General features: G+C 57.9%; 17 protein-coding genes. 5 read left to right on the top strand and 12 right to left on the bottom strand.

The window, feature by feature from the left end; all coding sequences use genetic code 11:
- The 7 genes from H261_RS20945 to H261_RS20975 form a co-directional block, all read right to left on the bottom strand.
- On the bottom strand, positions 1 to 206 hold a 206-nt coding region (locus H261_RS20945), incomplete at its 3' end, for a hypothetical protein (RefSeq protein WP_008621682.1).
- Positions 206 to 460 carry a hypothetical protein gene (locus H261_RS20950; protein ID WP_008621683.1) on the bottom strand — a complete coding sequence of 85 codons (255 nt, stop codon included), beginning with the start codon at positions 458 to 460 and terminating at the stop codon, positions 206 to 208. The genes H261_RS20950 and H261_RS20945, both read right to left, overlap by 1 nt.
- Positions 461 to 581: 121 nt before the next feature.
- Positions 582 to 1,505: a hypothetical protein gene (locus tag H261_RS20955; protein ID WP_235063001.1), complete on the bottom strand. Its 924-nt coding sequence runs from the start codon at positions 1,503 to 1,505 to the stop codon at positions 582 to 584.
- Complete coding sequence (locus tag H261_RS20960; protein ID WP_008621688.1) at positions 1,441 to 2,625, bottom strand: tyrosine-type recombinase/integrase; 1,185 nt, start codon at positions 2,623 to 2,625, stop codon at positions 1,441 to 1,443. Before H261_RS20960 ends, H261_RS20955 begins: the two co-directional genes overlap by 65 nt.
- 392 nt (positions 2,626 to 3,017) lie before the next feature.
- On the bottom strand, positions 3,018 to 5,045 hold the full coding sequence (locus H261_RS20970; protein ID WP_008621690.1) for an AAA family ATPase: 2,028 nt from the start codon (positions 5,043 to 5,045) through the stop codon (positions 3,018 to 3,020).
- 81 nt (positions 5,046 to 5,126) lie between these two features.
- Positions 5,127 to 5,663, bottom strand: a complete 537-nt coding sequence (locus H261_RS24155; RefSeq protein ID WP_081609022.1) for a hypothetical protein — start codon at positions 5,661 to 5,663, stop codon at positions 5,127 to 5,129.
- Between the two features lie 12 nt (positions 5,664 to 5,675).
- The gene (locus H261_RS20975) at positions 5,676 to 6,338 is read right to left on the bottom strand and encodes a hypothetical protein (RefSeq protein WP_008621692.1); all 663 of its coding nucleotides are present in this window, start codon (positions 6,336 to 6,338) and stop codon (positions 5,676 to 5,678) included.
- Positions 6,339 to 6,503: 165 nt separating this feature from the next.
- Here H261_RS20975 and H261_RS25555 point away from each other — a divergent pair, with 165 nt between their 5' ends.
- The 3 genes from H261_RS25555 to H261_RS20985 all read left to right on the top strand — a co-directional run bounded on the left by H261_RS25555 (position 6,504) and on the right by H261_RS20985 (position 8,822).
- Positions 6,504 to 6,680 carry a hypothetical protein gene (locus H261_RS25555; protein WP_161625059.1) on the top strand — a complete coding sequence of 59 codons (177 nt, stop codon included), beginning with the start codon at positions 6,504 to 6,506 and terminating at the stop codon, positions 6,678 to 6,680.
- Between the two features lie 366 nt (positions 6,681 to 7,046).
- On the top strand, positions 7,047 to 7,538 hold the full coding sequence (locus tag H261_RS20980; RefSeq protein WP_008621693.1) for a LexA family protein: 492 nt from the start codon (positions 7,047 to 7,049) through the stop codon (positions 7,536 to 7,538).
- A gap of 6 nt (positions 7,539 to 7,544) precedes the next feature.
- Entirely contained in the window at positions 7,545 to 8,822 is a 1,278-nt protein-coding gene (locus tag H261_RS20985) for a Y-family DNA polymerase (RefSeq protein WP_008621694.1), read from the top strand.
- A gap of 15 nt (positions 8,823 to 8,837) precedes the next feature.
- Here the strand turns inward: H261_RS20985 and H261_RS20990 are convergent, their stop codons facing one another.
- The 4 genes from H261_RS20990 to tnpA form a co-directional block, all read right to left on the bottom strand.
- Positions 8,838 to 9,602 carry a hypothetical protein gene (locus H261_RS20990; RefSeq protein ID WP_008621695.1) on the bottom strand — a complete coding sequence of 255 codons (765 nt, stop codon included), beginning with the start codon at positions 9,600 to 9,602 and terminating at the stop codon, positions 8,838 to 8,840.
- A complete protein-coding gene (locus H261_RS25075; protein ID WP_152427027.1) occupies positions 9,580 to 10,455 on the bottom strand; it encodes a hypothetical protein in 876 nt (291 codons plus the stop codon). Before H261_RS25075 ends, H261_RS20990 begins: the two co-directional genes overlap by 23 nt.
- Positions 10,452 to 10,796 (bottom strand): plasmid mobilization protein, encoded by a 345-nt coding sequence (locus H261_RS26795; protein ID WP_407636099.1) that lies wholly within the window; start codon positions 10,794 to 10,796, stop codon positions 10,452 to 10,454. Before H261_RS26795 ends, H261_RS25075 begins: the two co-directional genes overlap by 4 nt.
- A 544-nt stretch (positions 10,797 to 11,340) precedes the next feature.
- Positions 11,341 to 11,691 (bottom strand): IS66-like element accessory protein TnpA, encoded by a 351-nt coding sequence (gene tnpA / locus H261_RS25080; RefSeq protein ID WP_161625060.1) that lies wholly within the window; start codon positions 11,689 to 11,691, stop codon positions 11,341 to 11,343.
- 128 nt (positions 11,692 to 11,819) lie between these two features.
- On the opposite strand from tnpA, the gene H261_RS24160 reads away from it, so the two are divergent.
- Positions 11,820 to 11,978, top strand: a complete 159-nt coding sequence (locus H261_RS24160) for a hypothetical protein (RefSeq protein WP_200860281.1) — start codon at positions 11,820 to 11,822, stop codon at positions 11,976 to 11,978.
- A gap of 106 nt (positions 11,979 to 12,084) precedes the next feature.
- Positions 12,085 to 12,441: a hypothetical protein gene (locus H261_RS21000; protein WP_008621701.1), complete on the top strand. Its 357-nt coding sequence runs from the start codon at positions 12,085 to 12,087 to the stop codon at positions 12,439 to 12,441.
- A 146-nt stretch (positions 12,442 to 12,587) separates the two neighbouring features.
- Here the strand turns inward: H261_RS21000 and H261_RS21005 are convergent, their stop codons facing one another.
- On the bottom strand, positions 12,588 to 13,166 hold the full coding sequence (locus H261_RS21005; RefSeq protein ID WP_040477100.1) for a hypothetical protein: 579 nt from the start codon (positions 13,164 to 13,166) through the stop codon (positions 12,588 to 12,590).
- Positions 13,167 to 13,827 lie beyond the last annotated feature (661 nt).

Genomic DNA, 13,827 nt, shown 5'->3' on the forward strand with positions numbered 1-13,827 from the left:
TTGATGATCCACTGGCGCAGGGTGGATTTGCGGGCCGCGACCTGAAACCCCAGGCGGAACGAAGGCAGGCGGCACTTGGCGCGGCCCATCAGGTAGTAGACGCGGCGGGTGAAGCGATCCTCGTCCGAGCCGAAGATGTGGCGGGCGATCTGGGCCGCGCCGATCAGCAGATCGTCGGCCAGGGCGTCGGTGTCGGGGGCGGCCATTATTTGCGGCCTCCGGCGCGGGGCGCAGACGCCTTGCGCTCGACTTGGCGCTCACGCTCCAGCAGCCAAGTGCGAACCGCCTCGATGCGGTACATGACGCGCTGGCCGATCAGGGTGTAGGGCGGGCACTGGCGAAGCTGGCGGTCGCGCTGGGCGGTGCGCACCGAGATGCCGCGCTGGCGGCAGTATTCGGCCTCGTCAACGTAGCCGCGGAAAAGGTCGGTTTCCGCCGGGGCGGGGGAGGTCTCCGTCATGGTCGATTCCTTTCATGCCAAGCGGCGCAACGCCGCGTCGGCAATCCAGATATCGACAGGAACACTTCCCCGACATTGGTGAGGGAATCGCCTTCTCTAGTGAGCGGTCGAGGCTCAGTAGTCAGGCACTTGGAACCGGTGCGCGATATTCCATGGCGGCCCGCAGGAGTACGCCGTCCAGCGGGGCCGCCTTGCGGGGGGAGTTCGGCCAGGGACGATATTCGGGAAACGTCCAGGTTTCGTCATGGGGGAGGAGTGATTGTCCCTTGGTCCGAGGCGGCTGGTAACGCAGGCCGAATTCCAAATATGCTTCCGCTTCGGACAGGAACAGGAGGAATTCCTCGTTCAATTCCTCATCGATCAGAACTGCGGATTCCTCCGGCGATTTTCCCATCATCATCGCTTCGAGGAACAGGTCGAACAACGCGGCGCAGAAATGGGCCACCGGCTTATAGGTCTTCCAGGCCCGCCGCAAATCATGGCTGTTGCGGGGCACCATGGGGAGGTGGACCCGCTCAAGGATGAACACCGCCTTGTTGATGCTTGCACCGCCGGGAAGGTCGCGGTGGTGGGTGGCCATGCGACGCACCAGGGCCAAGATCAGCCCGGCGGCAAACCAGTCGCCCAGGCGGCTTCCCATATCCGCCGTAAACGCCTCGAACCCTGGGGCCGCCGCGACGGTGCGGTATCCCCCAGCTTCGGCGAACCACCCGCCAAGCTGTTCGACGGAGGCATGCCAATCTTCGGCGTGCTCGATGGCCTCGATTGTGTCCTCCCAGCTTTCCCCGGAAGCGGGGTCGGGGAGGTTGGCTCCAGCTTCCTCCAGTTCCGCCAGATGCATCGACATCACCGTGGCCATGTACTGGCGGCGGCGGGCCTCGTCGGCGGGCCATGCCATCACCGTGCGGACCATCAACTGCGCACGGTACAGGGCGCCGGGGCCGAGCAGCATGCCATAGTCGAGAATAGGCATAGTGTTCTCACTTTGTTTCCGTGTGGGCAGTATGCTTTTTCTCTCCCGCCATGTCGATGGTTTTGCCGACATGGTCGGCGGCGGCCCGCAGCGGTTCGTCGTAGAGGTGGGCGTAGCGCTGGGTGGTCTGCACCTGGGTGTGGCCCAGCATGGCGCCGATGATCGGCAGCGACGCGCCGCCGCTGACCAGCAGCGAGGCGAAGGAATGGCGCAGGTCATGGATGCGGGCGCCGGTGATGTCGGCCGCCTTGCACACCGCCGCCCAGGACCGTTTGACGTCGGTCAGCGGCTGGTCGCCGCCCTTGCCGGGGAAGACGTATGGCCCTTCGGCGGTTTCCCTGATCCGCTTCAGCAGCGTCAGGGCGTTGGCCGAAACCGGCACCCGGTGCTGTTTCCGCTGCTTGGTGTGGGCGCTGGGCTTGGTCCACACTCCGGCATCCAGGTCGAACATCTCCCAGGTGGCCCCCAGCACCTCGCTCTTGCGGGCGCCGGTCAGCATCAGCATGCGGATGGCGTCGGCGGAAACAGGTTCGTGGTGGGCAGCCAGCGCCGCCGACAGCCGGGACAGTTCCTCGGGCGACAGGTAGCGCTGGCGCTTCTCTTCCGGGTTGCGCAACTGGCCCGAGGCGGGATTCTTCTCGACCCATTCCCAGCGGATCGCCAGATTGAAGGCGCGGCGTACCACCTCGATCACGCGGTTGGCCCGCACCGGCGTGCCGCGCTGGGTGGTGATATCGTGGTGCAGGGCCTCGATGTCGGTATGGGTGACGTCCGTCACCTTGTGCTTGCCCAGGGTGGGCAGGACCAGCTTCTCCCACATAATGGTCTCGTCGGCCTGGGATCGGGTGGCCTTGCGCGGCAGGTGGTCGCGCTTGTAGCGGTCCCACAGGTCGCGCATGGTGGGGGCGGCGCGGTCGGCATGGCGCTCGCCCATGGGGTCGTTGCCCAGGTCCACTTCCCGCTTCAGGTTGCCGGCCTCGGTGCGGGCGGCGGCCACCGACCAGTCGGGATAACTGCCGATGGTGATGCGGCGCTGGCGACCGCCGATGCGGTAATCCAGGATGAAGGACTTGGCCCCGCGATTGGTGACGCGCAGGCCAAATCCTTTCACGTCGGCGTCCCAGAAGAAGACCTGGGGCCGGTCGCCCGCGCTGACCCGTTTGGCGATGGCGTCGGTGATGCGTTCTGACATGGCGCTATTCCTGTCAACACTGTGTCAACACACCGTATGGTGCCGTTTGACGTGACATTGCGTCGATTTACAGAGGACATCAACAGAAAAGCGCGGAAATACAGGGGCTACAGGGCGAGCCAGAAAAATATGTCAACGGATCAAGGCGCTAGATATGGGGCGTCTCATGGCTCATAACCTGAAGGTCGCAGGTTCAAATCCTGCCCCGCAACCAAATTAAGCCCGTAACTTCAATAAGTTACGGGCTTTTTGATTCCAAGCCCGTGGTCGACGAAAAATCTGTGTCCGTACTGTGTCCGTAAAAATTGGCGGCCGCAGGCGCCGACCTAGCGCTTCCTGTCGTCTTTTGACGCATCATGGCGACGACCATGAAGTTCGGACCATGGCGCCCATCAGCAAGCCTCCTGGTCTGGCGACGGCGTTCCGGGCAACAGCAGGGCCAGCACCTCATCCCCACTCAAGGTTTCAACCTCGATCAACCTATCGACGATCAGGGACAGTGAACCTGAATGGTCAGTGATCAGAGCCTTGGCTGCGCCATAGGCCCTGTCAAGACGCGCTTCGACCTGGCGGCCGATGTCGGGCCGACGCGACAGAAGGATGTCGATTGTGTCGGGCGACGGCATGCCCGACCAGATCGGCGTCGTTGCCCCACCCAATCCCAAGGCCGTAATCGCCGATGTGGCCAACAATGTGGCCTTAGCCAAATCGCTCTCGACTCCACCGCCGGATCCACTTGAAGCCGTGCCGAGGATAATTTCTTCGGCGGCGCGGCCTGCCAGCTGGATCGTAATCAACTCATCGATATCGGCGGATGTCGCCAGGTCGAGTTCGGGGCGCTGGCTGATCACGCCGCCTCCCGTGGAGGAAGTCTGCCTGATGCTGACATGGCGCAATGTCGCGGGATGGAGGGCGGCAATGGCAATGGCGTGACCGGCCTCGTGGACAGCGCAACGGCGAAGGATGGAAGGGCACACGTCCGGTGCATTGCCCCGGATTTCGGAGAGAAGATCCTCCATGCACATGGAGCGGGCTCCTTGTCTCCCCCGACGCTTGGCGCCCCGGACCCAGCGGGCCACATCAGCTCCGGTACCGCCGAGGGCGAGTTTGGCCGCGGCAGACAAGTCTTCGCCGGTAAGATAATCGCCAAGGTGATGGCGCATGATTTGGGTCAGGCCTCCCTCGTCCGGTAAGCCGATCGTGATGTGGCGATCCAGGCGCCCCGAACGGGTGATGGCGGGGTCAAGGCTACTGGGGTGATTAGTGGCGCCAACCACAATTACCCCCTCCCGTGCAACGACGCCGTCGAGCAGTTCCAAAAATCCATTGACGACCTGGACCGAGTAATCCTTGTGTGCGGAGCTAAGATTTGCCCGATCGCCAAAGCCATCGATTTCATCGATGAGTAGGATCGCCGGGGCTGCTGCACGAGCCTGTTCAAACGTACGACGCATAGCTTTAAGGAGATCTCCAAGGTGGCCTGCGGCTTGCCATTCGCCTAAGCTGGACGCAATCAGCGGCACCCCGCAGCTGCCTGCGAGAGCTCGGGCAAAGGTCGTCTTGCCGCACCCAGGCGGACCGCCCAGCAGCACACCACGATCCACGTCAGCCCATGACAAAGTGCCCGCTCGATAGGCCGCGAGGTCTTGGGCCAACGCGTATCCCCAGGTCACGGCCTCATTCATGCCGCCCAGGGCGGCAAGGGTGATATCGGGTACAACCTGCCGCTTGGCAATCATGGAGTTGAGACGGCGAATCGCGCTGTCGGCATCTTGGCCGGCTCGCACCGCCAGCCTGAGATCATCGGGAGAAATCTTGGTGGCGATTGTATCTGCGATAACCTCGCTGGGCTCTGTGCCGGTGATCTCCTCAATCACATTGGCCAACTGCCGAGCATCAACGGGCTGAAGTGTAATCGTCGCGTCGGCGGCAGCCAGCAGGGCGGGCGGAAGGCTTGCCTCAGGATTGGGGGCAAAGCCGACAGCGGTGCCTCCATGGCCGAGGGCGAGGGCGACAATGGCCGCTCCATCCGGCATTTTTTTAGAATCCCCAGCGTCTTCCCTTATGAATGCAACATGGAGCGGTTCAACATTATCACGCCACCTCAGTGAATTGATGTTGTCGCCGTTGGCCATGGTCTGGCCGTCCTGCATCATAAGGAACGCCCAGGCACTTTGGACTGGCTTGGCCCAAAGGGGAGGGACTGTGACGATAATGGCAGCACTGCCTTGTCCAGCCAGATCCTTGATATCCGGGGATGCGGCAAATGCGGCCTCGAGCATGTGGATCGCAGCCAAGTCGCCGGGATCGCTTGGGCGCGGCGGATTGGCCTCAGTATCAAGACCGCTAAATTCGGTGTCTTCGTCAGTGCCGAGCTTGGCGAAGCCCGACGTTGTGGTAGGGGGATGGGAGTTTTTCATTTTTGCCTCCAATGGGCGGATTTTCGGTGCGCCCAGACGGAGTGCCGGAGCGTCAGGTAATGTTTGGTGATGCTTTGGCGGTCACTCGGTATCCTCCTTCCGTTGGTTGCGAGCTGGGGTCCAGCCCAATGCCTTGTCGAGATCGATGTTGCGTAGGCCAGCTTCCAGCTTGGCGTTATTGCGCCAATCTCCCCAGTTAGTGGCCAATCGTTCTGGGCATGAACTGTCAAGTAATGACAGCGCCTGACGTCCTGCCGGTCCGATTGGAGCTCCACACAGCCAACGATGGCCAGCTGAGGCATCCCAGCCCATTGTAAGCGAATAGCTCTTGGCGGTGATGGGGCCGTATGCGCCACGAAGGCGGCCGAGAAAATCTCCAGCAGGTGGCGACTGCAGTGTCGGCGAAGCCATGGGGTGCCGGATCATCCAACGCAGAATCATTGCGTGACGCGGGTCAGCAAGACGATCAGGAGAGAGACGAATATAGCGCTGTATCGAACTCCATTTGGCCCAAGTGACTCCAAGAAGCCATGACATGTTGGATGCATTGATGCCCAAGATAGCCTGTACAATGCTGATATGGCTGACGGTGATCGGTGTCGAATCGAACAAAATCATGGTGACCTCCAATCAAGCCAACAGAGTGTGAATGGCCGGAACCGTGGTCGGACGCGCAGCAAGGATTTGGTCCCATGCCCGCATACCGTCTACGGCGGTCGGCGCCTTATGGGGAGGGTTTTCGGCCATCCGGAAGCTGTACCCATGAATGAAGGGCATGCCCAGACCGGCGTAGGGCAGAATGGTCACGCGGACCTGGCCGTCCATCAACTGCTCGATGATGGAGCGGCCATCCGTTGCACCACACTCGTAAGTCTCGGATACGCCAGTCGCATGCCAGACAATAAGGTCAGCCCGCAGCGGATAACGGCCGGACGTAGCTGGCGCCTCAGGCTCCAGCATGCTGTCGGGGGCCGATGCCAGTGCCAGAATGCGGCCGAGAACCTTGAGTTGGCGATGGCCATACGACTCATGGCGGGAGGGTTCATCCGCCAGAATTTCGTCGATTAAAGATTCCTCCAGCATCGGGCACCACGGAAGGACGACGGTATCGACAGCGATGAATCCGTCATTGAGAGCCTCGGCCAACATGGCGCTATCTTGATAGGCACGTGGCAAACCGCTGAATTGCGAATGGATCAGGCGCGGCAGAACCTCGTGGGGATCGGTCAGGATGGACGACAGGCTGGGCAGACTGCTGTTATTGGGGATAAACTGGGGGGTATCGATCGTCATAATGGCTCACTCCATTGTGGGGGTCGTAGGCCGAGCCGGGTGTTGGTAGCGCCTGGCTCGGCCGTTTGGTGAACTGATGAAATGCACCATAGCACCACTGGTGCGAACGCGCAATAGGCAATTTGCACCGTTGCAGTTTTGGTGCATTGTCTGTATAGAGAGTTGATGAGCGACGAAGCAGACGCCATTGTCCGGAAAACTGTCTCCCTGCCTGCAAGTACGTGGCGGGAGATCGAGGATTTCCAGTTTTCCAGGCGCATGAAAAAAGATTCGGTTGCCATCCGATATCTAATCGATCTTGGCCTTAAGGCTGAGGCTGCGAGAAAAAAAGAAGATAAGTAATTAATTAATTAATTAATTAATTAATTAATTAATTTACTTAACAACCATGATGTCTGAGTGTTGTTATTGCGGGGATCACATTAGTAATTGTTGCTAGGCGCTCCTGATTCTTCATGTGGCGCCAACAACACTGAAATTGAAATGCCTGATGACGTAGTGATGTAGCGCGTGTTGTCGGCTTATCCAGAACAGCACCTCGACGACTTGGCTTCCCCCCATTGGGAAAATCACCTAGCTGACGACACGCCCTTAGTGCTACGGCGATGTGAGGGTTGCTTTTTTGTCAACTGGCCGGGCCAACTTGGCAGTCCACCCCGATGTTAGTAGCGGCCTGACAAGGAAGTCGGTCGGCTTGAATGTCTCCAGATGATGCGTTACGTTCTCATGATGTTCGCATCAAAACTCAGTGCCCCACTTCCGCCCGGCACATGTCAGGCATCCAGCCGTGGCTTCGCTCCGTCCGAGGCCAGCGCGCCGATCTATTCAGCCCTGGTGGCCGCCGGGTTTCCGTCGCCAGCCGATGACCACCTTGAAGGTAAGCTCGACCTCCACGAATTGATGGTGAAGCGCCCGGCGGCGACATTCTTCTGCAAGGCCGATGGCGACAGCATGACCGGCGCTGGAATCCACAGCGGTGATCTGCTGGTGGTGGATCGTTCTGTACAGCCCCACGATGGCGACATCGTTGTGGCCACCCTGGACGGTGGGCTGACGGTGAAGACGCTGCGGAAGGTCGAGGACGGTTGGGAACTAGCTTCAGCCCACCCAGATTATCCTAGCTTCCCGGTTGATCCCGACGACGGCGTCCAGATTTGGGGCGTCGTCACCTATGCCGTGTCGGCCATGACCAAGCGGTGATCGACGATGGCGGTCTACGCCCTGGTGGACTGCAATAACTTCTATGTCTCTTGCGAGCGGGTGTTCAACCCGGCGCTTGAGGGCAAGCCGGTCATCGTCATGTCCAACAATGATGGTTGCGCAGTGGCCCGATCCGCCGAGGCCAAGATCATTGGCGTGGATATGGCCGCCCCCGCCTTCAAGCTCCGACATCTGGTCGAGAGCCACGGCTTGGTCATGTTGTCGTCCAATTATGCGCTGTACGGTGATATGTCCGAGCGGGTCATGTCGGTGCTGGCGACATTCTCCCCCGGCGCAGAGGTCTACAGCATCGACGAATGCTTCCTCGATCTGGATGGCTTGCCGGTGGACGATCTGACCGCATGGTCCCAACAGATACGTGCCACGGTACGCCGCTGGACCGGCATTCCGGTGTCAGTCGGCATCGGCTCCACCAAGACCCTGGCGAAGCTGGCGAACCGACTGGCGAAGAAATCCAAGAAGGCCAACGGGGCGCTTGATCTGACAGGCAATCCGAAGTGGGTGGAGGCGGCGTTGAAGCAAACGCCGGTCGGAGATGTGTGGGGCATCGGCCGCCAGTACGCCGCCCACTGCGGCGTCAACGGTATCTGCACAGCCTACGATCTGACACTACAGTCGGACGGCTGGATCAAGAAGACCATGGGGGCGGTCGGCCTGCGCACGGTCATGGAATTGCGCGGGACGCCCGTCCACACCCTGGACACCGCTCCGTCGGATAGACAGACAACATGCTGCTCACGGTCGTTTGGTGAGGCCGTGGAGGGCTTTGATCAAGTCCGCGATGCCGTGGTGACATTTGCCAGCCGTGCTGCCGAGAAGATCAGAGGACAGGGGTTGGTGGCTGGGGCGCTCCAGGTCTTCGCCTATACCGACCGGTTCCGGCCTGACCAGCCGCAGTTCTCGTTGAACTCCCTGATCCGGTTGTCGCCGCCGACATCGTCCACGCCGCACATTATTGGTGCCGCGCTAAGGGGGCTGGAAACGTCATGGCGCGATGGCTATGGCTACAAGAAGGCAGGTGTGATCCTGGTTGACCTTGTGCGCCCAGAGGACATCCCCCGCGACCTGTTCTCGCAACCGCAGGATGCTGGGGTGAAGCCCAAGGCGCTCATGGCCGCCGTGGACGGCATCAACAGCAAGCTGGGTAAGGGCGCAGTAGGATACGGCTTCGCCCCAAAAGACGCACCCTGGCAGATGCGCTGTGACAATCGGACGCCGAGCTACACGACAAGTTGGGACGAATTGCCGGTGGTGAAGGCGTAAGAGAATCTGAAAGGGTCATCCTTGCCGAGTAGCGCCATGGGCCTTGGCCGACTGAAGAGCCATCTCGAGTTTTGAACGTGTCCCATGCTTAATCGATTGCAGCCCGAGCCGAGTTGCCATGCCACGGATGATCGCCTCATCGGAAGTGCCTTCGGCCAGGAACTCAAGGGCAAGCGAGGCTAACTCTTGGACGGCAATTTCGTCGGCGCTCCGCAGGGCGTCCTCCCCTGCGGCATCCCTGAAGGCATGAAGTGCCGTGGTGTCACTGCCGATGGGCCAGACGAAGGTGTGTTCTCCCTCCTTTGTGGCTGGATAGCCGTCAATCAGTGGAGCGACGGACCTCTTAAAAGCTTGCCCTGCCTTGAAGGCGCCGAGACTGCGCGCGACGGCAGTTGTCAAAATGTCTTGTCGAATTGGCCCGCGGTCAGTGACGATCTCCTCGATCGCCGCTCGAAGTTCATCGACGCTATGCGCAGGCGCGATTGGAGTGGTGGGAGAGAAGGTCCTATTGGTCTTGGAGGCGGTGTAGATGGGGCGGGTTGGCGACTTTTTGATGATGGCTTTGACAGCATCCTTGGCCTCGCGAAAATCATCTTCGTGAACCCACATCACCAGTCTGCGATAGCCCTCCTTTGCCATCTTGTTCTGATGACGTTGTCCGCGCGCCCGCTGCTTCATTTTGTGGCTTAAGTACTTTTCTGAATTAAGCGCGATATCGGCTTTGTTGTTTTTGTTATTTGGCATCATTGTTTTCTTGTCAAAAGTCAGGATAATAGTCATTTGTGGTTGTACGATTGTAGATCGCATTAATCATGTTTCTTCGTCGTTGCTCATTAAAATCAAATCTTGATACAAGTGTGTTAAATTCTGAACATCCATAGACAAGCTCTCTAAGTGAGGAATTAAGTAACTCTCCAAAACTGTCATCCGCTCTTCGATGTTCATTATTGATTCTACGAGCGAGGCGCTTAATGGTCGTGTCGACATTTGTTGGTTCCAATCCAGTCTGTAGTTTGTATTGTGGAGCTATTTTTTGAAAAAAAAGAGTGTTCTCCTTGATGCGGCGATCAATTGATTTTTTAAACGCAACATCTGAAGTATGCGACCTGGGTCCCCATCCCATCGTAGTGTTGATTTTGTTTTGTAAGCCGGTCCAGAGGTCCCAACTGGACTTTGTTGGCGGGTCAAAGTTAAAACTCCGAATTTCGTTTGATGGTGTAAATATAGCTTTGGGAGCTATGCAGTGTAGTTCCAGGCGGTGCAGGTGGGTATGAGCTACCCACAGCATCTGAGGGCAATATTCTGATGGGATGCCAGCATAACTTACGGATTCAACTGTATCAATCAATGCATTTATTTGAGATTGTTGGCGTGTAGTTGGAAAGTCTTTGTTTGTGATGTTTATTTCATTTTCATCAAATGACAGAACCCCCATTGCATATGTTTTCTTAAACGACATTGACTGTATTAGTTTGGTCATGTTTGGAATGTTTCCGCGCATTTGTATTGGAGCTGGGTTTCTATTGATGTTTTCCATATATCCAGATTCGTCTTTTTTTCTGACGGTTACTGATATTGAATACCTGACTGCAGCTATGATTGACGCAATATTGTGACTCCAGCCGAGAATCATTTTGTCCCCCTGTTTGTATTGGCAAGGCTATTGATTGTGCGCTCTAGGTTTATTAGCCCCTCTAATATTTTTATATGGTTCGATGGCGACAATTTGTGCTCCGAAAATTCGCAGATGCGGTAAATATAGTTTGTAATCTTTGCGAGAAATATCGCTTGCTGTTTATAGTCAGATCTAACGATGATTTTTGCTGATTTTAATGAAGCGCGAATTAGATCGGACATGGTTAAATCTGATGATTTCGCCATTCTCTCGAGAGTGTTGCGTTCCTCAAGAGAGACTTCAGCTTTCACGAAGTAGCGTTTTTGTTTCGATTTGCTATTTTGGTGCGTAGGTTTCATTTTTTTTCACATTCAGCGGCGGGGCCGGGCGGGGGCGATTTCCCGCGAAATCAGCCAGGAGTGAACGGATTCGATTCGGCAAAGAAACGTATTGCCAATCCTGATGCAGGGAGGGCCAATCCGCTGAGCGTGGTAGCGCTGCATTGTCCGCTTCGAGACACCTAGAGCTTTGGCGACGGCGGTCAGAGGGATGAATCCGGCAAGCAGATTATCTTTGCCTGTTGTGGATTCGTCTGTTACGGTGTCTTTAATATATTTTTCGTTCTCATGGGGTTTCTGTTTGCAAAATTTAGCCATAGCGTTAACTCACTGCGAAACACGATCAACGCCAGGATCCTCACACAACGTCGCAGGCTGAGTCAAGAAGTATTTTGATGCTGCAATACACTATTTTTGGGGTGGGTCCGCGAGGTGATTCTCGACAACACCATCCTTGATCCCCTCCGCAAGTAGCTGGGAGCCTTCGAGCCAGCCCGTCAAAAGCCTTTGCGCATGTCGGTGTGCCCGGCCGCCAGCCACACCCGCGTTGAAGTCGGCGGCGCGATCATCCCAGAGCCGCCAGCACCCGGCGTAACGGCTCGGTCGCCACCTCCGGCCCCACCCGGATCATCACGCCAGTGGGCAGCACGATTTCCATCCGTCCGCTATCGTCCGGCACCACAGCCGGAGGCTCCGAAACCGCGATCGCCATAAAACCACCATCAGCGATCCCAGTAGCGGCCGCCAGCAACTCCCGCCGCCAAGTGAACAACTGCTGTGGCGCGATCCCATGGCGCCGGGCCACGCTGGACACTGTCCGGCCCGGCATCGCCGACTCCGCCACCATCTGCTGCTTGTCCGCCGCACTCCAACGCCGACGGCGCTGAACCGACGTGATCACCTCGACCTGGGTCATCGTGCCACGCATTAAAGTCACCATAATGCTTGCCACTTGGCCTCAACTCGCCCCGCCGCACAAGGCAGCCGTCAGAGGACCGTTACCCGTCGCCGAGGATTCCCGCGTCCACGTCAACTGAGGTGCCAATGCTGACCGCAGACACCCAGCATGTCGCCCTCCCGGCGGCGCGGCCCACCGATATTGCCAAATTCGCCACCCCGCTGGCCGATGCCTGCGCCGAATGGGGCATCGCCACGCCCCTGCGATTGGCCCTGCTGGCGCAGGCACCGCCGATCGGCAAGTAGCCCCTATCAGATTTCAACATCGCGGCCGGCCGGGGGAAACCCTGGTCGGCCGCCTTCGTCGTTTGTGGGGGGATACAACCCGCCGACAGGCTGCTACCATCCCGTCATGAGAAAAGAGGACGAAGAACGGATCGCCGCTAGGCTGGCCAAGGTCATGGCCATGATGTGTGTGCGCAACACGAAGCTGGAGGATATCCATGCCGGCGTGGTCCCCGTCACCAAGACGGGGGACTATTCTGACGTGGTCGTCCTGGATGCCAATGGGCGGAAAATCCCCTGGCCTGAGGTCTCTCACATTGACGACGCCCAGATGCGGGACCTGATGAAGGAGATCGTCAATCGGCTCTACACGTTTCACATGAGGTTTGACGACCCGGAATTCCAGGCACGGATTGACCGCTGGGAAGCCGTCGCAGGGAAGTGGGATGAGCCTGAGTTGAAAGTGAGCAGTGCGGAGTCGTAGCGGATTTTTTGGATAATCGCATCGGCGCCAAGAAGGCCAAGGTCGCCGTCATCACAACCTTCGCGACGATGATCTACCTGATCGCCGCCCCACTCGTAGATCACTCTCTCATCAAATCATTTTAAGGCGACGAAGGAGCTCTTTGGTCAGCTAGATTTAGCCGAAGGCCAGCCGGGCGCTTGATCCAGGTTAGGTTCGCCGCGTAGGCTGGCCTCATGTTGGGCTAGGCGCCGGTACTCGACCCAGGCATCGGCCCCTCTATCGTCGATGGCGCTGGTGACGAAATACAGCAAGCGGTCAATGTTTGCCGGCGTGCCGGAATCGGCTCTATCTTTCATCAACCAACGCGATCCGGTTGTGGCGTCCCGGCCTAGGCACAGGCCAAGTCGCTTACGGTCGATGGTACCCATGGAGGGGGATTCTGGGTACTGCTTTAGGCGATCGAATAGCTCTTTTGGTGTGGGCCATGTTGGGACAAGACGCGCGGCATCGTCGATATGGGCATCAAGCCAACGGGCTAACAATGCGACGGCGGGGTCTGCAACCGGTGCCGTATATTTTTTCTGTCCGGATTCATTGGTCTTGTCGCTTGTGATTTCGCCCCAGTGGGCCGCCGTTAGGCCAAGCAGCCACATCATGTCGCTGACTGATATGCCAAGGCGCTCTCGTAGGTTGATGATGTCCTCGCCACAAACGGGGCGGTCAAATGGGATGATCGATTTCATGGCTTGTTTGGTAGCGCATTACGGGGGCGATTTGCAATCGAATTCCGATGCGCAAAGATGCTGATCGGAAAAAGAAGTTGGAGATTAATGGCAAAGCTGTCAGGGGCTGGGATTTCAAAAATTGTGGCCACAAGGAGGGATCCTCGTCTGCAGAGGTTATAGGGATGCTTGGAAGTCCACTTATAGTCTGTTTTGAGACGAAAGAAGTGCCTCGAGGTTCGTTAAAACTGTAGTTTGTCAAACGTTGGGTTAGGCGGTATATCAAACGTTATGCATAACGGTGACACAAACGTTTTGCCAACGCTCATTGATCCGAATCTAAGTCTGTGGGTATGGACCCTATTGATGGTTTGGCAGTCGTTCGGCGTCCTGGAATCCTGGTTTAGTAAGTGGCTTTCGACGCCCAAAGTTTTATGAGGACCAGGACCCACGAACCTCCATCTTGTTCCGGGGGCAATGCTCAGAGGCAGGCCATACGTTTCACCGTATACATGGCCTCTGCATCCTGGGAATGATGGCGGAGCTGGTCGGAATGTTTGGCCTAGCGCTGACCTGCAATGCCTAGCCAAGGGACTGTCGGCTCACAGACAGGCGATAACTGCTTACACTCGGTAACGCGTTACCGAAAAAGGGCGGAGATGGCGTGGAGTTCGTGGGGGGG

Source organism: Paramagnetospirillum caucaseum, assembly GCF_000342045.1.
In the GTDB taxonomy this organism is placed as follows: domain Bacteria; phylum Pseudomonadota; class Alphaproteobacteria; order Rhodospirillales; family Magnetospirillaceae; genus Phaeospirillum; species Phaeospirillum caucaseum.